The sequence below is a fragment of the Geodermatophilus sp. SYSU D00965 genome, from assembly GCF_054050075.1.
Map to the genome: position 1 here is coordinate 90860 of NZ_JBJGYQ010000016.1, position 21521 is coordinate 112380.

The 21521-nt window shown below is 74.9% G+C and carries 21 protein-coding genes; 7 read left to right on the forward strand and 14 right to left on the reverse strand.

The window, feature by feature from the left end:
• The first annotated feature begins 27 nt into the window (after positions 1–27).
• A complete protein-coding gene (locus tag ACI789_RS16240; protein ID WP_457010402.1) occupies positions 28–978 on the forward strand; it encodes an EamA family transporter in 951 nt (316 codons plus the stop codon).
• 46 nt (positions 979–1024) lie between these two features.
• Here ACI789_RS16240 and ACI789_RS16245 read toward each other — a convergent pair whose 3' ends face one another.
• Positions 1025–2023: an ABC transporter substrate-binding protein gene (locus tag ACI789_RS16245; protein ID WP_457010403.1), complete on the reverse strand. Its 999-nt coding sequence runs from the start codon at positions 2021–2023 to the stop codon at positions 1025–1027.
• A 115-nt stretch (positions 2024–2138) separates the two neighbouring features.
• Between ACI789_RS16245 and ACI789_RS16250 the strand changes: the two genes are divergently transcribed.
• Positions 2139–3074: a siderophore-interacting protein gene (locus ACI789_RS16250; protein WP_457010404.1), complete on the forward strand. Its 936-nt coding sequence runs from the start codon at positions 2139–2141 to the stop codon at positions 3072–3074.
• Positions 3075–3164: 90 nt separating this feature from the next.
• Here the strand turns inward: ACI789_RS16250 and ACI789_RS16255 are convergent, their stop codons facing one another.
• The 6 genes from ACI789_RS16255 to ACI789_RS16280 all read right to left on the reverse strand — a co-directional run bounded on the left by ACI789_RS16255 (position 3165) and on the right by ACI789_RS16280 (position 7935).
• Positions 3165–3992, reverse strand: coding sequence for an ABC transporter ATP-binding protein (locus ACI789_RS16255; RefSeq protein WP_457010405.1), 828 nt, complete (start codon positions 3990–3992; stop codon positions 3165–3167).
• Complete coding sequence (locus tag ACI789_RS16260; protein ID WP_457010406.1) at positions 3989–5080, reverse strand: FecCD family ABC transporter permease; 1092 nt, start codon at positions 5078–5080, stop codon at positions 3989–3991. The genes ACI789_RS16255 and ACI789_RS16260 overlap by 4 nt, the downstream gene beginning before the upstream one ends.
• Positions 5081–5153: 73 nt before the next feature.
• Positions 5154–6227 carry a FecCD family ABC transporter permease gene (locus tag ACI789_RS16265; protein WP_457010407.1) on the reverse strand — a complete coding sequence of 358 codons (1074 nt, stop codon included), beginning with the start codon at positions 6225–6227 and terminating at the stop codon, positions 5154–5156.
• 66 nt (positions 6228–6293) lie between these two features.
• Entirely contained in the window at positions 6294–7013 is a 720-nt protein-coding gene (locus ACI789_RS16270; protein ID WP_457010408.1) for a mycothiol-dependent nitroreductase Rv2466c family protein, read from the reverse strand.
• Positions 7010–7504, reverse strand: coding sequence for a glutathione peroxidase (locus ACI789_RS16275; protein ID WP_457010409.1), 495 nt, complete (start codon positions 7502–7504; stop codon positions 7010–7012). Before ACI789_RS16275 ends, ACI789_RS16270 begins: the two co-directional genes overlap by 4 nt.
• Positions 7505–7530: 26 nt before the next feature.
• Positions 7531–7935, reverse strand: a complete 405-nt coding sequence (locus ACI789_RS16280; protein ID WP_457010410.1) for a DUF2237 family protein — start codon at positions 7933–7935, stop codon at positions 7531–7533.
• Positions 7936–8044: 109 nt separating this feature from the next.
• Here ACI789_RS16280 and ACI789_RS16285 point away from each other — a divergent pair, with 109 nt between their 5' ends.
• Entirely contained in the window at positions 8045–10045 is a 2001-nt protein-coding gene (locus tag ACI789_RS16285) for an acetoacetate--CoA ligase (RefSeq protein WP_457010411.1), read from the forward strand.
• A 13-nt stretch (positions 10046–10058) separates the two neighbouring features.
• Here ACI789_RS16285 and ACI789_RS16290 read toward each other — a convergent pair whose 3' ends face one another.
• A complete protein-coding gene (locus ACI789_RS16290) occupies positions 10059–10814 on the reverse strand; it encodes an alpha/beta fold hydrolase (RefSeq protein ID WP_457010412.1) in 756 nt (251 codons plus the stop codon).
• Between the two features lie 96 nt (positions 10815–10910).
• Positions 10911–11363 (reverse strand): hypothetical protein, encoded by a 453-nt coding sequence (locus ACI789_RS16295; protein ID WP_457010413.1) that lies wholly within the window; start codon positions 11361–11363, stop codon positions 10911–10913.
• A gap of 194 nt (positions 11364–11557) precedes the next feature.
• Between ACI789_RS16295 and ACI789_RS16300 the strand changes: the two genes are divergently transcribed.
• Positions 11558–12913, forward strand: a complete 1356-nt coding sequence (locus tag ACI789_RS16300; RefSeq protein ID WP_457010414.1) for an MFS transporter — start codon at positions 11558–11560, stop codon at positions 12911–12913.
• On the opposite strand, the gene ACI789_RS16305 is transcribed toward ACI789_RS16300, so the two are convergent.
• The 5 genes from ACI789_RS16305 to ACI789_RS16325 all read right to left on the reverse strand — a co-directional run bounded on the left by ACI789_RS16305 (position 12876) and on the right by ACI789_RS16325 (position 18510).
• Positions 12876–13823, reverse strand: a complete 948-nt coding sequence (locus ACI789_RS16305) for a carbohydrate ABC transporter permease (protein WP_457010415.1) — start codon at positions 13821–13823, stop codon at positions 12876–12878. The genes ACI789_RS16300 and ACI789_RS16305 overlap by 38 nt on opposite strands.
• Positions 13823–14755, reverse strand: coding sequence for a carbohydrate ABC transporter permease (locus ACI789_RS16310; protein WP_457010416.1), 933 nt, complete (start codon positions 14753–14755; stop codon positions 13823–13825). The genes ACI789_RS16305 and ACI789_RS16310 overlap by 1 nt, the downstream gene beginning before the upstream one ends.
• A gap of 13 nt (positions 14756–14768) precedes the next feature.
• On the reverse strand, positions 14769–16154 hold the full coding sequence (locus ACI789_RS16315; RefSeq protein WP_457010417.1) for an ABC transporter substrate-binding protein: 1386 nt from the start codon (positions 16152–16154) through the stop codon (positions 14769–14771).
• A gap of 137 nt (positions 16155–16291) precedes the next feature.
• On the reverse strand, positions 16292–17995 hold the full coding sequence (locus ACI789_RS16320) for a glycoside hydrolase family 13 protein (protein ID WP_457010418.1): 1704 nt from the start codon (positions 17993–17995) through the stop codon (positions 16292–16294).
• Between the two features lie 125 nt (positions 17996–18120).
• Complete coding sequence (locus ACI789_RS16325; protein WP_457010419.1) at positions 18121–18510, reverse strand: VOC family protein; 390 nt, start codon at positions 18508–18510, stop codon at positions 18121–18123.
• A gap of 131 nt (positions 18511–18641) precedes the next feature.
• On the opposite strand from ACI789_RS16325, the gene ACI789_RS16330 reads away from it, so the two are divergent.
• The 3 genes from ACI789_RS16330 (at position 18642) to ACI789_RS16340 (ending at position 21509) form a co-directional block, all read left to right on the forward strand.
• Positions 18642–19928: an MFS transporter gene (locus tag ACI789_RS16330; protein WP_457010420.1), complete on the forward strand. Its 1287-nt coding sequence runs from the start codon at positions 18642–18644 to the stop codon at positions 19926–19928.
• Between the two features lie 91 nt (positions 19929–20019).
• Positions 20020–20397 carry an FKBP-type peptidyl-prolyl cis-trans isomerase gene (locus tag ACI789_RS16335; RefSeq protein ID WP_456916530.1) on the forward strand — a complete coding sequence of 126 codons (378 nt, stop codon included), beginning with the start codon at positions 20020–20022 and terminating at the stop codon, positions 20395–20397.
• A gap of 107 nt (positions 20398–20504) precedes the next feature.
• Positions 20505–21509, forward strand: coding sequence for a cation diffusion facilitator family transporter (locus ACI789_RS16340; RefSeq protein WP_457010421.1), 1005 nt, complete (start codon positions 20505–20507; stop codon positions 21507–21509).
• Positions 21510–21521 lie beyond the last annotated feature (12 nt).

The window sequence follows — 21521 nt, forward strand, 5'->3', positions numbered from 1 at the left end:
GGCTTTCGGGGACTACATTCGGTCCTCGTGCCCCGTCCCGCCCTCGGCTACGCCGCCACCGTCGCCGCCGCGGGGTTCTTCGCGGTCAACGGCACGGTCTCCACGCTGGCCCTGCAGGCCGGCCTGCCCTCGACCCGGCTGACCGCGCTGCGCTGCGCCGGCGCGGCCGTGGGGCTGCTCGCCGTCCTCGCGGTCACCGCGCCGCAGCGGCTGCGGCTGACCTGGCGCGAGGTGCCGTTCCTCGCCGTCTTCGGCGTGGTCGGCGTCGCGCTCACCCAGTACCTGTACTACGTGGCGATCGGCCGGCTGCCGGTCGGCGTGGCGCTGGTGTTCGAGATGACCGCACCGGTGCTCATCGCGCTCTACGTGTGGCTGGTCCGGCGGGAGCGGGTGCACGCCCGGCTGTGGGGCGCGCTGCTGCTGACGCTGGCGGGGCTGGTCCTCGTCGCCGAGGTCTGGCAGGGCGGCGGCTCGCTGGACCCGCTCGGGGTGGCCGCGGCCCTGGCCGCCGCGGTGTGCCTGGCGACCTACTACCTGATGGGCGAGCGGGGCACGACCACCCGCGACCCGGTGGCCCTGACCTGCTGGAGCTTCGTGGCCGCGGCGCTGTTCTGGGCGGTCGCGGCCCCGTGGACGACGTTCGACGCCGGCGTGCTGGAGGAGCGGGTGCCGGTGTCGGTCGGCTCGCTGCAGGTCCCGCTGTGGGTGCTGGTCGCCTGGATCGTCGTCCTGGGGGCGATGGTGCCGTTCTGGCTGTCGCTCGGGGCGCTGCGGCACCTGTCGCCGACGACCGCGGGGCTGGTGGCCACGGTCGAGCCGGTGTTCGCCTCGGGGGTGGCCTGGCTGTGGGTGGAGCAGGTCCTCTCGGGCTGGCAGGTGCTCGGCGGCCTCGTCGTCCTGGTGGGGATCGGGCTGGCGCAGACCGCGCGGGGGGCCTCCTCGCGGGCCCGGGTGCCCGAGACCGTCGTGCCCTCCTGACCGGAGGGGATCCGCACGGGTCACCCGCACAGATCCCCTCCGGTGCTCAGGTGAGCTTGCGGGCCCCGGAGAGGTGGCCGGCCAGCTCCTGCATGTACTCGGCCTGGGCGGCGTAGTCCATCCCGAGGTACTTCCACGGGTAGAGCTGCCCGTTCTGCACCGCCGGCAGCAGGGCGGCGGTCGGCTGGGTCGCGAACTCCTCCGGCGCCATGCTCAGCCGCAGCGAGTAGAGGATCACGTCGCTCGGGTAGTTCGGGACCTCCTCCCAGCCGACGGCGTGCCAGAAGTAGTCCTCGCCGCCCGGGTCGACGAACTGCACGCCGAGGTCCTGGTAGAGGTGCAGCGAGGGGTCGTCGGCGGCCCGGCACATCCACCATCCGTCGCTGGGCGTGGCGTAGACCGGCAGCACCGTCACGCCGCTGGCCGCGGCCTCGGTCAGGGCCGCGGACGCCGCCTCGTAGTCCTCCCGCGCCGCGCTGACCAGCTCGTCGTCGGCGCCGATGGACTCGGCCAGCTCGAGGGTGCGGTCGATGACGTCGGCCGCCGACCCGCCCCAGGTGATGGCGACGATCGGCGCGATCGCGGCGACCTGCTCCTGCTGCTCGAGCGACTCGAAGCCGTACAGGGGCTGGGCCTCGTCGATGGTGCCGGCGGAGTCGGTCGGGTAGACCGAGGTCACGATGAGGTCGGGGTCGGCGGCGGCCAGCGCCTCGAGGTCGATCTGGCCGTAGCTGGTGCCCACGATCGCCAGCTCGCCGAGGTCCTTGCCCTCGAAGGCGACGTCCTCCTCGGCGGAGGTCTGTCCCCAGGAGGCCACCGGCTCGACGCCGTAGTTCCACAGCGAGGAGATGACGTCGTTGAGCCCGGCGACGCGTGTCGGGGCCTCGTCGAGCTCGACGGTGGTGCCGAGGTCGTCGGTGAACTCCCAGCCGCCCTCCCCCGAGGCGCCGGTGCCGGCCGGGTCGTCGCCGGCGCAGCCGGTGGTCGCGAGCAGCGCGGCCAGGGTGAGGGAGGCGCCGATCAGGCGGCGCGGCGTGCGGTGCACCGGTTCTCCTCGCAGGTCGGGCCAGGGGTGTTCCCCTGTAGCGGGGGCTCAGGTTAGCCTTGCCTTAGTCGGGTGCCGCAAGGGGCTGGCCCGCCGCAGATCGGAGGGCCCGGCCGTGACGGTGACCGCACAGCAGGAGGTCGTGACCGCTCCGGGGTGGGCCTTCTTCGAGGCGTCCGTGGCCTCGGTGCGGCGGCTCGGGCCGAGCTTCCTGCGCCTGACGCTGGCCGGTCCGCAGCTCACCGGGTTCGGCGTCGCCGGGGACGACCAGCGGTTCAAGCTGGTCCTCGTGCGCGACCCGGCCGGCATGCGCCGGCTCGTCGAGTGCGGCTCGGCCTGGTACCCCGAGTACTGCGCGATGCCGGAGGAGCAGCGGCCGCACATCCGCACCTACACCGTGCGCGCCGCCCGGCCCGACCTCGGTGAGGTCGACATCGACGTCGTCCTGCACGGCATCGAGGACGGGCACGCCGGCCCCGCCGCGCGCTGGGCCGCCTCCGCCGTGCCGGGGGACCGCGTCGTCCTGCTGGGTCCCGACCGGCCCGGGCGCGGCCGCATGTGGGGCGCGGAGTGGGCGCCCCCCGCGGCGGCGCGCACGCTGCTGCTGGCCGGCGACGAGACCGCCGTCCCCGCGGTGTGCGCGATCCTCGAGGGGCTGGACGACGGAGGTGGCTCGCGGACGGTGACCGCGCTGCTGGAGGTGCCCACCGCCGGCGACGCGCTCAACGTCGCGCTACCGCCGGGGGCCACCGTGCGCTGGCTGCCGCGCGAGGGTGCGTCCCGCGGCTCGCTGCTGGTCCCGGCCGTGCACGCCGCGCTGTGCGAGCTGGGCGTGGCCTCCGGGCGGCCGGCCGACATCGAGGACGTCGACCTCGACGCCGAGCTGCTGTGGGAGGTGCCCGAGGGGGACGCCGCCGGCAGTTGCTACGCCTGGCTGGCCGGTGAGGCCGGCGTCGTCAAGAAGTTGCGACGCCACCTGGTCGGCGACCTCGGCCTCCGGCGCAGCGCGGTGGCGTTCATGGGCTACTGGCGCCAGGGCGTCGCCGGCTGAAGAAGGACCCCCTGCCCCCGCCACTCGCGAGCTCGTGGCGGGCCCCTGCAGGGGGCCGACCGGGCCGCGGATGACGCCGAGATCCCGCAGCTATCGCAGGCGGCGGACCGGCACCACCATCGGCGTCCCGGCCACCGGGTCGGGCACGATCCGCGCCTCGAGGTCGAAGACGTCGGCCAGCAGCTGCTCGGTGAGCACCTCCGCCGGCGTGCCCGAGGCGACGAGGACGCCGTCCTTCATCGCGACCAGCCGCTGGGCGTACCGCGCGGCCAGGTTCAGGTCGTGGAGCACGACCGCGACCGTGCGTCCGCGCTCGGTGTGCAGCCGGCTGACCAGTTCCAGGACGTCGATCTGGTGGGAGAGGTCCAGGTAGGTGGTCGGCTCGTCGAGCAGCAGCAGGTCGGTGCCCTGGGCGAGCGCCATGGAGATCCAGGCGCGCTGGCGCTGACCGCCGGATAGGGCGTCGACCGGGCGGTCGGCCAGGTCGGACATGTCGGTCCAGGCCAGCGCCTCGGCGACGGCGGCCTCGTCGCCGCGCGACCACTGCTTGAGCCACGACTGGTGCGGGTGCCGGCCGCGGGCGACCAGGTCGGCCACGGTGAGCCCCTCGGGCGCGACCGGCGTCTGCGGCAGCAGGCCGAGCACCTTGGCGACCTCGCGGGTCGGCGTCTTGGAGATGGCGTGCCCGTCGAGCAGCACCTGACCCTCGGTCGGCCGCAGCAGCCGGCCCAGCGCCCGCAGCAGGGTGGACTTGCCGCAGCCGTTGGGCCCGACGATCGCGGTGAACGAGCCGTCGGTGAGCGCCAGGTCCAGGCCCCGGACGACGACCCGGTCGTCGTAGGCCAGGCTGACCGACTCGGCGGCGAGACGGACCGGTCCGGCCTCGGTGGGCGGCGTCTGGGGGAGGGTGCTGGTCACAGCGTCGATCGCCGCCTTCCGCGGACGAGGAGCCAGAGCAGGTAGGGCGCGCCCACGGCGGCGGTGAGGATGCCGACGGGCAGGGCGTCGGGCAGGACGGTGCGCGTGAGCAGGTCCGCCCCGAGGACCAGGGCCGCCCCCAGCAGCGCGGAGGCGAGCAGTGGCGGGCGCGAGCCCCCGACGAGCCGGACGGCGATCTGCGGCACGACCAGCGCGACGTAGGAGATGGGCCCCGCGGCGGAGACGGCGGCCGCGGTGAGCGCCACCGCGACGAGCACCACGCCGGCCTGTGTGGGCGCCAGCCGCACCCCGAGCCCGCGCGCGGTGTCGTCGCCGAACTGCAGCACGGCCAGGGCCCGGCTGGTGGCCAGCGCGGCGGGCACCAGGACCGCGAGGGCGAGGGCGAGCGGCACGGCCTGGCCCCAGGTGCGGGCGTTGAGCGAGCCGGTGATCCAGACGTAGGCGCTCGCCGCGTCGTAGATCTCGGCGCGGGTGAGCAGCCAGTCGGTGAGCGCGGAGGCGACGGCCCACAGGGCGATCCCGACGAGCACGAGGCGGTAGCCGTCCACGCCGCGGCGCCAGGCGAGCACGAACAGCAGGGCCCCGGTCACGAGGGCGCCGAGCAGGGCGGCCAGCGGGACGCCGAGCCCGCCGAGGAGCCGCGTCGCGGAGGCGCTGCCGCCCAGCACGATCGCCGCCACCGCGCCGACGGAGGCCCCCTGGGTGATGCCGAGGATGTCCGGGGAGGCCAGCGGGTTGCGGGCGAAGGTCTGGAACAGCGCGCCGGCGATGCCGAACGCGATGCCGACGAGCGCGCCCACGACGATCCGCGGCGCCCGCAGCTGCAGGACGATGAACTCCTGCCGCGGCTCGCCCAGGCCGACCAGCGTGCGCAGCACGTCGGCGAGGCCGATCGGGAAGTCGCCGCGGCCCAGGCTCACCGCGCCCAGCAGGACGACGACGCCCGCGGTCACCGCGGGGACGGCCAGCGCCCGCCAGCGGACCCGGCCGGACAGCGGGCCCAGCCGGACGACGGCCTGCCCGGGGTGCCCGACGGCCTCCCCGGGCCGCTCCACCGTCGTCGTCACGGCGTCTCCTCGCTCGCGCTCGTCGTCCCCGTGCCGGGTCGTGCCGTGCCCGTGCGGAACCCCGCGAGCTCGGTCACGGGCCGGCCAGCCGACGGCGGCGGATGAGCGCGATGAAGAACGGCGCGCCCAGCAGGGCGAGGACGATGCCGACCTGCACCTCGCCGGGCCGGGCCACGACCCGGCCGAGGACGTCGGCGGCCAGCAGGAAGGCGGCGCCCAGCAGACCCGAGCACGGGATGAGCCAGCGGTGCACCGGACCGGTGAAGGCCCGGACCACGTGCGGCACGACCAGCCCGACGAAGGCGATCGGCCCGCAGGCGGCGGTGGCCGCGCCGCAGAGCAGGGTCACCGCGGCCAGGCCCACCAGGCGGGCCAGCCAGACCCGCTGGCCCAGCCCGCGGGCGACGTCCTCCCCGAGCCCGAGCAGGTCGAGCGCGGGCGCGTTGAGCAGCGCGAGGACCACGCCGACGGCGAGGAACGGCGCCACCTGCCAGGCGATGTCGGCGCCGCGGCCGGCCAGCGCCCCGACCACCCAGAAGCGGAAGCTGTCGAGGCTGTCGGTGTCGCTGACCAGGATCGCCCGCACCAGCGCGTACAGCAGGGCCGACAGCGCGGCGCCGGCCAGGGCGAGGGTCACCGGGGTGGCGCCGCCACGGCCGACGGAGCCGAGCGCGAACACCAGCACCGTGCCGACCAGCGCGCCGGCGAAGCCGAACCACACGTACCCGGCGGGCGTGGTGATGCCCAGCAGCCAGATGGCCAGGACGACGCCGAGCGAGGCCCCAGCGGTGACCCCGAGCAGGCCGGGGTCGCCGAGGGGGTTGCGCGTGTGGCCCTGGGTGAGCGCGCCGGCGACGCCGAGGGAGAGGCCGACCATCAGCCCGAGCACGGTGCGGGGCAGCCGCAGCTCGTGGACGATCACCGCCTCCTCGGTGCCCAGGTCGGGGTGGGTGAGGGCCTGCCAGACCGTGGCCAGGTCGATGGAGCGGGTGCCGACGGCGATGCTCAGGGCGGCGGCCAGGACGACCAGGGCCAGCAGCACGAGGACGGCGAGGAACCGGCCGCCCGACCCGTGCAGCAGCCCGGCCCGCCGCCGCGGGGCGAGGGTGCCGGGCGCCGGGGGAGCGGCGTCGGTCGTCGAGGACACGAGCGGCTCCCGGGCGGACGGTGGAGGTAGGCGAGGCTCACCTTACCCAGCGGGTGCCTGGTCTGGTCAGCGGTGCTGGCGGCGGCTGCCGCCGTGCCAGTCCTCCTGGCGGCCGACCTCGCCCGGGCGGACGCCGAACGACGGCAGCTGGGGCTGCTCGCGGAGGCTGCGCTTGAGCTCGGCGAACCCCGGGAAGCGGGCGAGGGCGACGACGTGGTCCCAGAGCTCGGCGGCCTCGGCGTCGCCGGGCAGGCGGCTGATCACCGGGCCGAAGAAGGCCGGGCCGTCGGGCGGGCCGAACTGGAGGATCGGCGTCCCGACGTCCTTGCCGGTCAGCGCCAGCGCGGCGTCGGTCTCGGCCTGGATCTCGGCGTCCCACGACGCGTCGTCCAGGGCGTCGGCGAGGTCGGCCGGCAGGCCGGCGGAGGCCAGGGCGGGCGCGACGAACTCCCGCCGCCCGCGGACCTCACGGCCGGCGACCTGCTCGGACTCGAAGACGCGCTCGCCCAGCGCGGCGTAGAGCGGGTCCAGGGCCGCCGGGCCGTGCTCGGCGCGGGTCCGGGCGGCAACCCGCAGCAGGCGCAGGCCGGCGGTGTGGCCGGCCTCGTACTCGGGCGGGAACTGGGCGGCGTAGTCGACGTGCCGGTTGAGCAGCCGGAGGGAGATCAGCCGCCACTCGACGGCGACGTCGCGCTGCGCGGACACCTGGCGGACCCACTTGCTGGTCATCCAGGCGAACGGGCAGACCGGGTCGAACCAGAAGTGCAGGTCGGCGGGCCCGCTCACCGGCTCAGGACCTGCTCGATCGCCCGCCGGACCTCGGGGGCGTCGGGCTGCGTCCGGGGCCGGAACCGGGCGACGACCTCGCCGTCGGCCGCGACCAGCCACTTCTCGAAGTTCCACTGCACCTCGCCGGCCTCGCCGGCGGCGTCGGGCGTCCCGGTCAGGCGCTGGAAGAGCGGGTGGGCGCCGGGGCCGTTGACCTCGAGCTTGTCGGTCATCGGAAAGGTCACGCCGTAGGTGGCCGAGCAGAACCCGGCGATCTCCTCCGCAGTGCCCGGTTCCTGGCCCATGAACTGGTTGCAGGGGGCGCCGAGGACGGTGAACCCGCGCGGCCCGTACTCCCGTTGCAGGGCCTCGAGCTGGGTGTACTGCGGCGTGAGGCCGCAGCGGCTGGCGACGTTGACCACCAGCGCCGCACGGCCGGCGGTCAGCGCGCCGACGGTGGTCTCCTCGCCCTGCAGCGTGGTCACGGGCAGGTCCAGCAGGTCGCTCACGGGTCTCCTCGGTGAGTCAGGCAGGTTCAGTCCAGGCCGCTGAGGTCGTCGGGGACGTCGACCGCGTGCTGCCGCAGCGCCTCGATCGGGACGACGTCGAGCGCGCGGACGTTGGTCGCCGCGAGGACGACGCCGGCGGCCGCGCCCGCCTGGTAGGCCTGCAGCCACCGGGCGGCGACCACGCACCAGCGGTCGCCGGGGTGCAGGCCGGGGAAGCCGTACTCCGGGCGCGGGGTGACCAGGTCGTTGCCCAGTTCCCGCTGCAGCGCGAGGAACTCCGCCGACACCACGGCGCAGACGGTGTGACTGCCGATGTCGTCGGGTCCGCTGCTGCAGGTGCCGGTGCGGTAGAAGCCGGTCATCGGGTCCGTGCTGCACGGCTCCAGGGGGCCGCCCAGGACGTTGCGCTCGACGTCGCCGGGCTCGCTCATGCGGCCACCGCCACCGGGGGGCGTGCGGAGCGGGTCACCCTGCCCATCTTGCTGCCCGCGCCCGATCACCGCTCCTCGCGGCCGTCCGCGGAGTGGCAAGGTGCCCGGTGTGAGTGCTGACACGTCTGCCGAGCCCGCCGTCCTCTGGCGCCCCACCCCGGAGTCCGTGCGGGCCACCCAGCTCGGCCGGTTCGCCGGCTGGGTGGCCGAGCGGCGCGGCGTCGACTTCGGCGACCCGCCCGGCTACGACGCGATCTGGCGCTGGTCGGTCGAGCACCTCGACCAGTTCTGGGGCGACTTCGCCACCTGGAGCGGCGTGCTGCCCGGCGTGCCCGACGACCGGGTCCTGACCCGGCGGGAGATGCCCGGGGCCGAGTGGTTCCCCGGCACCACGCTCAACTACGCCGAGCAGGCGCTGCGGGCGGGCGCCGAGGGCACCGTGCCCGCCGACTCCCCGGCGCTGGTCGCCGTCGCCGAGGACCGCGACCCGGTGGAGGTCAGCTGGGCGCAGCTGCGCGCCCGGGTCGGTGCCTTCGCCGCGACCCTGCGCCGGCTCGGCGTCGGGCGCGGCGACCGCGTCGCTGGGTACCTGCCCAACGTCCCCGAGGCGGTCGTCGCCTTCCTCGGCACGGCCGCCGTCGGTGCGGTGTGGTCCTCCTGCGCCCCCGACTTCGGCACCCGCGCGGTCCTCGACCGGTTCGCCCAGATCGAGCCCACCGTGCTGGTCGCCGTCGACGGCTACCGCTTCAACGGCAAGGAGTACGACCGCCGCGACGTCGTCCGCGAGCTCCGCGGGTCCCTGCCCAGCGTGCGGACGACGATCGCCGTCCCGCGGCTGCACCCCGACGAGCTGCCGGACGGCGCCCTCGGCTGGGCCGAGGCCGTCGCCGACGAGCAGGAGCCGCGGTTCGAGCAGGTCCCCTTCGACTCCCCGCTGTGGATCGTCTACTCCTCGGGCACGACCGGCCTGCCCAAGGGCATCGTCCACGGCCACGGGGCGATCACCCTGGAGGAGCGCAAGCAGCTCGCGCTGCACGGCGACGTCGGCCCCGGCGACCGCTTCTACTGGTACGCCTCCACCGCTTGGATCATGTGGAACATCGCCACCTCGGCGCTGCTCTGCGGAGCGACCGTGGTCGTGCACGACGGCGCTCCGGCGTACCCGTCGATCGACGCCCAGTTCGCTCTCGCCGCGCAGACCCGGCTGACCTACCTGGGGACCAGCGCCGGCTACCTCACCGCCTGCGAGAAGGCCGGCACCCGGCCGGGGGAGACCCACGACCTGTCGGCGCTGCGGTACATCGGCTCCACCGGCTCGCCGCTGCCGGCCTCGGCCTTCACCTGGGTGTACGACGCGGTGGGGCGCGACGTCTTCCTCGGCTCGCTCTCCGGCGGCACCGACGTCGCCACCGGCTTCGTCGGCAGCTCACCGCTGCTCCCGGTCACCGCCGGCGAGCTCCAGCGGCCGATGCTCGCCGTCGCGGCCGCCGCGTGGAACGAGGAGGGCGAGCCGGTCGTCGGGGAGCTCGGCGAGCTGGTGGTCACCGAGCCGATGCCCTCGATGCCCCTGTACTTCTGGAACGACCCCGACGGCAGCCGCTACCGCGAGGCCTACTTCGAGCCCTGGCCCGGCGTCTGGCGGCACGGCGACTGGATGGAGGTCACCGAGCGCGGCACCTGCGTCATCACCGGCCGCTCGGACTCCACGCTCAACCGCGGCGGCGTCCGCATGGGGACCGCCGACATCTACGCCGCCGTCGAGGCCATCCCCGAGGTCGCCGACTGCGTCGTCCTCGGCGTCGAGCAGCGCGACGGCGGCTACTGGATGCCGCTGTTCGTGAAGCTCGCCGAGGGGCAGGAGCTCACCCCCGAGCTCGAGGCCGCGATCAAGGACGCCATCCGCCGCCAGGCCAGCCCCCGGCACGTGCCCGACGAGGTCATCGCCGTCCCCGGCGTGCCGCACACCCGCACCGGCAAGCGCCTGGAGGTCCCGCTCAAGCGGCTGTTCCAGGGCGTCGACCCGGCCAAGGCGCTCAACGTCGGCGCGGTGGACGACCCGGCCGCGGTCGAGCACTACGTGGCGCTGGCGCAGGAGCGCGGCCCCCGCTGAAGCGCCGCCGTGGTCACCCGCTCCCGGCGGGGACCGCGGCCAGCTCCACCAGGACGGCGGCCACGTCGTCCGGGCAGGTGACGTACGGGATGTGCGAGCAGTCCAGCTCGCGGTACCGCCAGCCGGGCGTCTCCCGGGCCCGCTGCGCGAACCGGTCGTAGGCCGGCTGCGGGTAGCGGGCGGAGCGGACGTAGGCCCGGGGCAGGCCGTCGACCGCCGCGTTGACCAGCCGCACCGGTCGGCTGAAGTGGCCCAGCGGCGTGGCGTGCAGCCGCGGCAGGGCCCAGGCCAGGTCGGCCGGGTCGGTGACCTCCCAGAGCCGGGGGAGGATCTCCTCCCACGGCGGCGGCGCGATCCGGGGCACCAGCCAGCCGTCGCCCTCCTGCTCGGCCAGCGCCTCGATGCCCGCCCGGCGCTCGGGGGTGACCAGGTCGAGCAGGCACTGGCCGTCCTCGGGCACGAAGGCGTCGAGGTAGACCACCTCGGCCACCCGCTCGGGCACCCGGTCGGCGACCCCGGTGACCACCATGCCGCCGGAGCTGTTGCCGACCAGCACCACGCGGTCGAGGTCCTCGTAGGTCAGCACGCTGACGACGTCCTCGACGTGGGTGTGCAGGTCGATGCCGTGGTCGAGCAGGTGCGCGCGGTCGCCGAGGCCGGTCAGCGTCGGCGTGACCACCTCGTGCCCGGCCGCGCGGAGCCGCGGGGTGAGCTTCCGCCAGCACCAGCCGCCGAACCAGGCGGGGTGCACCAGCACGAACGTCGCCATCGGACCAGCCCTCCGTCGCGCGGGGTCCGGCCGCCGGACCTCCCCCGACCAGCGCATGCGGGTCGACGGTAGGCCCGACCGGGGGGTGCAGGACAGTCAGGCGGCCAGCCGCTCCGGCGCGACCCGCACGACCTCGAAGCCGGGGAAGGGCGGCAGGTCCGGGTCGACGACGAGCGGCACGGCCGGGTGCCCGGCGCTGTCCCGTGCCGCGCGCGACCCGCGGTCGGACGGCGGGAGCTGGGCCAGGACCCGCTCGTGGACCTCGGGGCGGACGCGGATCTCCCGCGGCGGCGCGGCTCCGGGCCGCCAGGCGGTGGCCAGGATGTCGCCGAGCGGGTCGGGCGGGCCCCAGTGGGCGGGGTGGGCCGCCGAGGGGTGCGGCACCGCGGGCGGCGGCGCCGGGGTGGCGGACGCCGGGACGCCGGCGGGCGGGGGGAGTGCGGCGGGGTCGTGCGGCACGGCGGTCGGGGCCGGCGTCTGCTGGCGCCGGACGGCGTCCCGTCGGAGGTCGTCCACGGCCGGCGCCCGGGAGGGAGTGGGCCTGCGCATGACGTGTCTCCTGCTGGGGAGGTGCGTTGCGTACAACGTCGGGAACGCCTCCACCATGCCGCGGGGGTGTGACGGTTCCGCGGCTGTTCCACGTGCAACACCCGCAGGGGTGCCCGGGGCACCGGCCGCCGGGCGGCGGGCACGATGGTGCCGCCGTCCCGGCGCCGGGGCGGAACGAACGGGGGAGTTGCTCGATGGCCGGCCTGCCGCGCGCCCTGACGCCGCTGCGGTACCGGCGCTACCGCCTGCTCGCCGCCTCGCTCGGGTTCTCCCTGCTGACCAACAGCACGTTCGCCGTCGCCGTGGTGTGGCAGGTGGTGGCCCTGGGCGGCGGGCCGGCCGAGCTGTCGCTGGTGAGCGGCCTGCAGGCCGGCGGGATGCTGGCCAGCACCCTGCTCGGCGGCGCGCTCGCCGATCGCGTCCCGCAGCGGCACATCCTGCTGACCGTCGCGCTGGTGCAGACCGGGGGGACCGCGCTGGTCGCGGCGCTGTCCCTGGCCGGGGTGCTCACCCTCTGGCAACTGGCCGCCGTCGGCCTGGTCGGCGGGCTGGCGAACGGCCTCTACTACCCGGCCTACTCCGCGCTGGTCCCCGCGCTGCTCCCGGAGAGCTCCCTGCTGGCGGCCAACGGCCTCGAGGGCACGATGCGCCCGGTGCTGTTCCAGGCCACCGGTCCGGCGCTGGCCGGCGGGGTGGTCGCCGCGGCATCCCCCGGCGCGGCCCTCGCGGTCACCGCCGCCGCGGCCCTGGCGGCGGCGGTCTGCGTGGCGGTCCTGCCGGCGACGCCGGTCCGCCGGGAGCCGGGGACGGCGCCCGCGCACCCCGTGCGGGGCCTGTTCGCGGACATGGCCGAGGGCTTCCGGTACATGGTTCGCACGCCCTGGCTGCTGGCCACGCTGGTGTTCGCCTCGCTGATGCTGCTGGTGATGCTCGGCCCGTTCGAGGTGCTGGCCCCCTTCGCGATCAAGGACCGCGCAGGCGGCGGGCCGGTCGAGCACGCCCTGGTGCTGGCCGCCTTCGGGATCGGCGGGGCCCTCGGGTCGACGACGGTCGCCTCGCTGCGGCTGCCGCGCCGCTACCTCACGGTGATGAACCTGCTGTGGGGTCTGGGCTGCGTCCCGCTGGTGGTCTTCGGCACCTCGACGTCCCTGCTGCTGATGATCGCCGCCGGGCTGGTCACCGGTGCGACCGCGCAGGCCGGGATGGTCATCTGGGGCACGCTGCTCCAGCGGCGGGTGCCGCCGGCGCTGCTCGGCCGCGTCTCCAGCCTGGACTTCTTCGTCTCGACGGCGTTCCTCCCGCTGTCGATGGCCCTGGCCGGCCCGGTCAGCGAGGTGATCGGGCTGACCGCGACCTTCCTCGTCGCCGGGCTCGTCCCGCCCGTGCTGGCCGCCGTCGTCCTGCTGGCCGGCCGCCTGCCCGCCGACGAGCTCGCCCACCCGCTCGACCGCACGGAGGAGATCGGTGCAGGTGACGCGGACGACCCTCCTCCGGTCACCGCGCCCGGCGCGCTCACCCCTTCTCGGCGCCGGCGGTCAGGCCGCCGGTGAGGAGCCGCTCGGTGGCCAGGAAGAGCACGACGATCGGCACCGTCAGGATCACCGACCCGGCCATGAGCACGGTCGTGGGGATCTCGACGCTGCCCGCGAGCTGGGACAGGCCCAGGGAGACCGTCCACCGCGACCGGTCCTCCACCAGGAACAGCAGGGCGAACAGGAACTCGTTCCACGCGATCATGAAGACGAACAGGGCGTTGGAGAGGATCGCCGGCATCGCCAGCGGCAGGGTGACCCGGCGCATGATCGTGAACCGGTCGGCGCCGTCGACCGCGGCGGCCTCCTCGATGCTGGCCGGCACGGTCTGGAAGTAGTTGCGGAGCATGTAGATGGCGACCGCGACGGTCTGCGACACGTACACCAGCACGAGTGCGGGCAGGGCGCCGCGGAGCCCGACCCGCGTGAAGAAGATGAACAGCGGGACGGCGAGCAGGATGCTCGGGAACAGGTAGACGGCGAGGAACAGCACGCTGATCCGCCGGTGGCCGGGGAACCGCAGCCGGGCGAGGGCGTAGGAGCCCAGGACGGCGAAGGTCAGCGTCACCGCGACCGTGCCGAGCGCGACCACTCCGCTGACGGCCATGAAGCGCAGGAAGCCCTGCCCGCCGGACCCGGTGGGGGCGAGGACGTCGCGGTACGTGGTGAGCGTCAGTTCCGACAGCGTCGGCCACAGGCGCGCCGGCGCCTGCAGCAGCGAGCTCAGGTCCCGGAGGGAGAGCAGCACCATGTAGTAGAAGGGGAACAGGGTGAACAGCAGCAGCCCCGCGATCACCACCCACCGCATGACGCCGAGCACCCGGGTCTCGACGGTGGTGCGCGACCAGCGCCGTCCCGCCGGGGAACCGCTGCGCTGGGTGCCGGCCGCGGCGGAGGTCTCCGCCGGCACGGTCGCGATGCCCGCCATCAGGCCACCTCGTCCTTCGCCGCGAACCGGTAGTACACCGCGACCAGCACCATCAGGACGGCGGAGAGGACCAGCGCCTGCGCGGACGCGGCGCCGATGTCCCCGCGGCTGACCAGGAAGTCGAACACCCGCACGCTGATGACGTCGGTGCCGGCCCCTCCGCCGGTGAGCAGGTAGATGTCGTCGAAGTTGTTGAAGGTCCAGATGAAGCGCAGCAGCGCCAGCACCGCGATCGTCGGCAGCAGCTGGGGCCACACGATGTGGCGGAACACCTGGGTCGGGGTCGCCCCGTCGACCCGCGCCGCCTCCTCCAGCGTGGCCGGCGCGGCCTGCAGGCGCGCGGTGATGAAGAGGAAGGCGAACGGGAACGAGCGCCACATCTCGAAGAAGATGACGGTCAGCAGCGCGGTCGGGCGCTCGGACAGGAAGGGGATCGGCTCGTCCCAGCCGAGCAGGCCGGTCCCCAGCTCGTTCACGATGCCGAACTGGGGGTTGAGCATCACACCCCAGACGAACGTCGCCGCCACGACCGGCGCGACGTAGGGCAGCAGCAGCGACGCCCGGACCAGGGTGCGGCCGCGGAAGCCCCGGCGCAGGGCCAGCGCCGCGACCAGCCCGAGCCCGATCGACGCCGTGGTGCCGCCGACGGCGTACACCAGCGTGGTCAGCAGCGACTCCCAGAACCCGGGGGAGCCGAACACGTCGGCGAAGTTCTCGACCGTGAAGGGCCCGAACAGCCCGTCCGTCCGCAGCCGGATGAGCTTGAGGTCCTGGAAGGCGAGCACCACCGTCCACAGGATCGGCAGCACGACGAGCACCAGGACCAGGACGACGGTCGGTGAGATCAGGGCCAGCCCGGTCCGCGACTCGCGTCCCCGCAGGGTCCCGCGACCCCGCGGCTCACGGCCGCCGTCCCGCCGGTCCTCGGACACCGCCGGGCGCACGTCAGTCCACCGACGAGGCGATCTCCTGCAGCGCCTCGGCCGCCTGCTCCGCCGCCCCGCTGGGATCCACCTCGCCCCCGGTCATCGCGGCGATCGCCTGCGGCACGGGCAGCTCGCCCAGGGAGGCGCCGACCAGGGCGCCCTGCCCCTGGGGGATCCCCCAGGGGGCGATCCGGTCGGGCGCGGTCCGGAGGGCGTCGAGGACCTCGGCCGGGTAGAAGTCCGTCAGCGGCGCCTTGGTGTCCACGCCGGCCGGCAGGGTGGCCCAGGTGTCGAGGAAGCGCGTCGGCTCCTCGGCCGTGCCCCGTCGGGTGGGCACCTTGCCCTCCGGCGAGAAGCCGATCCACCGCTCGTACCCGTCGTCCATCAGGTAGCTGACGAAGTCGCCGGCGGCGGGCTGCGCGTCGGCCGTGACGGCCCAGGAGACGATCTCGCCGAACTGCGCCGGCTCGTCGCCGTCGGGCCCCGAGATCGCGGTGACCACACCGCTGTTCCGGGCGAGGAAGGCCGGGTCGTCCGCGCAGTCGGGGCAGGTCGGCAGCGCGTCGGCCCGCAGGCCGGCCATCTCGTCGAGGATGAACGAGGACCACACGACCATGGCCGCCTCCCCCGCGAAGTAGGCGGCGCGCGTGGTGTCGACGTCCTGCGCGCCGCTGACCGAGTAGTCGCCGATGAGCTCGTCGTAGAACGCGAACGACCCCACGCACGCATCGCTGTCGATCGTGACCTCCCCCGTGTCGTCCACCAGCTGGCAGCCGTTGCCGAGGGCGAGGTGCTCGAAGGTCTGCTGGGTGAAGGCGTCGTTCGGCACGGTGGACCCGACGAAGCCGGCCAGCTCGGGGCTGTCCAGCTCCCGCGCGGCGGCCAGGATGTCGTCGTAGGTCTCCGGTGCGGCGAGGCCCGCGGCGTCGAAGAGGTCCTTGCGGTAGACCAGCATCTGCGCCCACCCGTCACTGGGGACGGCGACCTGCGCGTCGCCGTCCCGGGTCAGCTCCAGCGCGTGCTCGGAGAAGGTGCCGGCGCCCAGGCCCTCCACCACGGCGGCGGTCAGCTCGCGGTCGATGAGCTCGTTGGTCGCCAGCAGCTGGACGCCGGCCAGCGGCAGGGCGCCGATGACGTCGGGCAGCCGTCCCGCGGCGGCCGAGGAGATCAGCAGCTGGTTGAACTGGTTCGGGTCGACGGCGACCAGCTCGACCTCGACCCCGCTGCTCTCGGTGAAGGCGGCGGCGATCTCCTCCTGGACGGCGAGGCGGTCGGGGAGGTTCTCGAGGGTCCACACGGTCAGCGGCTCGCCCTCCTCGCTGCCTCCGAGGTCGCCCCCACCGCAGGCGGCGAGCAGGACCGTCACCCCGGCCGCTGCCACCGAGACCCTGACCGGTCGCTCCACGACGCATCAGCTCCCCCGATCGCCGGACCCCGGACAGTAGCGGCTGATCGTGTGGCGTGAGTCACGTCGGTGGAGAGCGACGCCGCAGGCGGGGAGCGCCGACGACCTGCTCGGCCGGGCCGACCGCGGGCGGGCGGTCAGACCCGGAGCACCCGTGCCTCCCAGGGGCGCAGGACGGCGGGGTCGCCGTCGGCCAGGTTGCCCAGCACGAGGTCGCCGTCCAGGGCCTCCGGGAGGAGCTCGGTCAGCCGGTGCTCGTGCCCGCCGAGGTTGCAGACGACCAGCAGCGTCTCGCCGTCCAGGGAGCGGGTGAACGCGTACACCTCGTCGTGGTCGGGCAGCAGCATGGTGAAGTCCCCGAGCGCGACCACCGGCAGCTCGCGCCGCAACGCGATCAGCCGCTTGTGGTGGGCGAACACCGAGCGCGGGTCGGCGCGCTGCGCCTGCGCGTTCCACTCGACGTAGTCGGGGTTGACCGCGATCCACGGCGTGCCGGTGGTGAAGCCGGCGTGCTCCGAGGCGTCCCACTGCACCGGCGTCCGGGCGTTGTCCCGGCTCATCCGGCGCATGGCGGCCAGCACGGTGTCGGGGTCCTCGCCGTGCGCGACGGCCTGGGCGAAGTGGTTGAGCGACTCGACGTCCCGGAAGTCGTCGAGCGAGGCGAACGGGGCGTTGGCCATCCCGAGCTCCTCGCCCTGGTAGACGTAGGGCGTCCCACGGTGCAGGTGCAGCAGGGTGGCTAGGCACGTGGCCGAGTCGCGGCGGTACCGCGGCGAGTCGTCGCCGAACCGGGAGACTGCCCGCGGCTGGTCGTGGTTGTCCCAGTAGAGGGAGTTCCAGCCGACGTCGGCCAGCCCCGCCTGCCAGCGGCCGAACGAGGCCTTGAGGTCGGCCATCCGCAGCGGGCGCGGGGCGAACTTGGCGCCGTCGAAGTCCAGCCCGACGTGCTCGAACTGGAACACCATGTCCACCTCGGCGCGGGCCGGGTCGGTGAACAGCCGCGCCTGCTCGACCGTCACGCCCGGCATCTCCCCGACCAGCAGCAGCCGCTCGCGGTGGCCGGCGTAGACCTCGCGGTGCATCTCCTGCAGGAACTCGTGGATCCGGGGCCCGCACAGGTAGGACGCCGAGCCGTCGCCGTAGGGCACCCCCGGCAGCGGCGGGCCGTCGTGCAGGGCGCCGTCCGGGTCGACGTCCTTGCTGATCATGTTGATGACGTCCATGCGGAACCCGTCGACCCCGCGGTCGAGCCACCACCGCATCATCGCGTACACGGCGTGCCGGACCTCGGGGTTCTCCCAGTTCAGGTCCGGCTGCCTGCGGTCGAACAGGTGCAGGTAGTACTCGCCGCTGGCCTCGTCGAGCTCCCAGGTGGGCCCGGAGAAGAACGAGTGCCAGTTGGTCGGTTCGGCGCCCGGCGCGCCCGCGGTCATGCCCTCCCGCGGCGGCCGCCACCAGTACCAGTCGCGCTTGGGCGAGTCCTTCGACGCCCTGCTCTCGCAGAACCACGGGTGCTCGTCGCTGGTGTGGTTGACCACGAGGTCCATGACCAGCTTGATGCCGCGGGCGTGCAGCGCGGCGACCAGCTCGTCGAACTGCTCGAGGGTGCCGAACAGCGGGTCGATGCCGGTGTAGTCGCTGATGTCGTAGCCGTTGTCGGCCTGCGGCGACGGGTAGACCGGGGAGAGCCACACGACGTCGACGCCGAGGTCGGCGAGGTGGTCCAGGCGCTGGAGGACCCCGCCGAGGTCGCCGATCCCGTCCCCGTCGGAGTCCATGAACGAGCGGGGGTAGACCTGGTAGACGACGGCACGGGTCCACCAGGGGGGCGCGTCGGGCACCGCCCCAGCCCAGCACGACGGGCCGGACGGCGCACGGTCAGCCCTCCGGCGGCTGTGACATCGGCCTGACTCCGCGCCCGGTCCGCTCCTCGCTCGATCCTCGCCGCGATGCTCCCGGGCTGTCGTCAGGCGGCAGGCGGTGTGTGGTGGACGGCCTCGACGTTGTTGCCGTCGGGGTCGCGGAAGAACACGCCGTAGTAGCCGGGGTGGTACTCCGGCCACACCCGCGGCTCGTGCAGCACCTCCACCCCCTCCGCGCGGGCGAGGGCGAACACCTCGTCCACCGCCTCCCGGGAGGGGGCGCGGATCGCCAGGTGCACCGGGCGGTCGGTGCCCTCGCTCAGCGGGCCGAGCCACAGCTGGGGGTGCCCGTCGGGACCGGACAGGCCGACGACCGGCCCGCCGGGGCTGTCGAACCGCATGGCCTCGCGGACCCCGGCGGGCGCGAAGACCCGGAGGTAGAAGGCGGTGGTCGCGGCGACGTCGGTGGCCTGCAGCGCCAGGTGGTCGATCACGCCGCCGCACCGTAGTGGCGGGGGCGGACGGCGCGCACCGCCCCGGCGCCCGCCGCGGCCAAATCCGCGTGCGTTCTGTCGTACCCCTCGCCGACCATGAGCGGACCCCCACCGGACGAGGAGGTCCCGCCATGGCCGCCCTGCCGCGCGCACTGGCGCCGCTGCGGCACCGCCACTACCGGCTGCTGGCGGCGTCGATGGCGCTGTCGCTGCTCAGCGCCGGGCTGTGGGCGGTCGCGGTGGTCTGGCAGGTGGTGGCCCTGGGAGGCGGCCCGGCAGCCCTGTCCCTGGTCACCGGCCTGTCCGCCGGCGGCATGCTGGCCAGCACCCTGCTCGGCGGGGTGCTCGCCGACCGGGTGCCGCAGTGGTACCTGCTGCTCGCGGTGGCGCTGGTCCAGGCCGGGGCCGTCGCGGTGGTCGCCGTCCTGTCGCTGATGGACCTCCTGACGCTGGGGCAGCTGGCCGCGGCCGCGCTGGCCGTGGGGCTGGCGACGGGGCTGTACTACCCGGCCTACTCGGCGCAGCTGCCCGCGCTGGTGCCGGAGGGCGACCTCCTGGCGGCCAACGGGCTGGAGGGCGCGGTGCGGCCGCTCCTGCAGAACGCGGCCGGCCCCGCCGCCGCCGGCTTCCTCGTCGCCGCGTTCTCACCGGGCGCGGCACTGGCGGCGACCGCGACGGTGTCCCTGCTCGCCGTGGCGCACGTGCTGGCGCTGCCGGTCACCCCGGTCCGGCGGGGGGACGACGACGCTCCACCGGCCGGGGTGCTCACCGACCTGCGCGAGGGCTTCGCCTACATGGTGCGCACGCCCTGGCTGCTGGCCACGCTGCTGTTCGCGGCGCTGATGGTGCTGGTGCTCCTCGGCCCGCTCGAGGTGCTGGTCCCGTTCGCCATCCGCGACGCGGGCGGCGGGCCGACGCAGCACGCCTACGTCCTGGCCGCCTTCGGCATCGGCGGGGCGGTCGGCTCCCTGGTCGTGGCGTCGCTGCGGCTGCCCCGCCGCTACCTCACGGTGATGGTCCTGCTGTGGGGCCTGGGCTGCGTGCCGATGGCCGTCTTCGGCCTCAGCGGGAGCCTGGTGCTGATGATCGTGGCCGGCGCCCTCATCGGGGCGGCCTTCGAGGCGGGGACGGTCATCTGGGGCACGCTCCTGCAGCGCCGGGTGCCGTCGGCCCTGCTCGGCCGGGTCTCCAGCCTGGACTTCTTCGTCTCCCTGAGCCTCATGCCGCTGTCCATGGCGCTGGCCGGGCCGGTGAGCGGGCTGATCGGGTCGTCGGCGACCTTCCTGGTGGCCGGGCTGGCTCCTCCGCTGCTGGCGGTGGTGGCGGTCCTCGCGGCGCGGATGCCGGCCGACGAGGTCGCGCACCCGCTCGACGTCGCGGACACCCCGCGGGCGCGCGAGGTGCTCGACCCGGTCTGACCGGCCCTGGCTCCGCGTCTGCGTCGTCCGCCGGCCGCTGATTGGATGGGGCGACGGCGCCGGGACCGCCCCGGTGCGGGGAGGGAGCACTGTGGCCGAACTGACCCGTCCGGACGTCGAGCCGCCCACCGGCCCGGCACCCGACGACCTGGTCATCGAGGACCTCGTCGTCGGCGAGGGCCCCGAGGCCAAGGCCGGCGACCTGGTGAGCGCCCACTACGTCGGGGTCACCCACGACGGCGGAGAGCAGTTCGACGCCTCCTGGGACCGCGGCGACCCGCTGGAGTTCCGCCTCGGTGTCGGCATGGTGATCCAGGGCTGGGACGAGGGGATCACCGGCATGCGCGTCGGCGGCCGCCGCCGGCTCACCATCCCGGCGCACAAGGCCTACGGCGACCGGGGCGCCGGGGGCGTCATCAAGCCCGGCGCGACGCTGGTCTTCGTCGTCGACCTCGTCGGCGTGCGCTAGGTCGGCCGGCGGCACGGCCGCCCTCGGGGCCCTGGTGGGGACGGCCGGGCGCTGCCGGTGAGCCGACGGGCGGTTGTGCCGGGCAACGGCGGGGCACCGGTGCGGCCATGAGCGAGCCCGTCCCCACCCGTGACCACGCCCTGGCCACGGAGGCCACCGACGACGGGTCCGGCGGCGAGTCCACCGGCACCGTCGTCGTCGCGGGGCTCGCCAACCTCGGCATCGCCGTCGCCAAGCTGGTCGGCGGCCTGATCAGCCACTCCTCGGCGATGCTGTCGGAGGCCGCGCACTCGCTGGCCGACACCATCACCGAGGTCCTGCTGTTCGTCGCGCTCAAGCGCGGCGACCGCGCCCCCGACGCCCGGCACCCGGTCGGCTACGGCCGGGAGACCTACTTCTGGGCGCTTCTGGCCTGCCTGGCCACCTTCACCCTCGGCGCCGGATTCTCCTTCTACCAGGGCGTCACCACGATCATCGAGGGTGAGGAGCAGGGCGACCCGGTCATCGCCTACGTCGTGCTGGCCGTCTCCTTCGTCCTCGAGGGCGCCTCCTGGCTCAAGGCGGTCCGCCAGGTGCGCAGCTCGGCCCGCCGGTGGGGGACGACGCCCCGCCGCTACCTCGCCGAGACCAGCGACACCACCGTCAAGGCGGTGACCTTCGAGGACAGCGCCGCGCTGGTCGGGCTCGTCCTCGCCGCGCTCGGCCTGTTCCTCGAGCAGCTCACCGGCGACCCGGTGTGGGACGGCCTGGCCGCCATCCTCATCGGCGTCCTCCTGCTGCTGGTCGCCGGGTCGCTCGCCCGGGCCAACGTCTCGCTGCTCATCGGCCAGTCGGTGGCCCCGCGCATCCAGGAGGAGCTGCGCGCCGAGATCGCCGCCCTGCCGCAGGTCACCGCCGTCCCGTTCCTGTTCACCACGGTGATCGGCCCCGGTCAGCTGATCGTCGCCGCCAAGGTGGACTTCGCCGACGACGCGACCGTCGCCGACGTGGAGCGGGCCTCCGACGAGGCCGAGCGGCGGCTGGTCGCCCGGCACGAGGGCGTGCGGTACGTCTTCCTCGACCCGACGCCCGGGAACGGGCGGGCGCGGGCGGAGGCGCACCGGCCGGGATGACCGGCGCCGCCT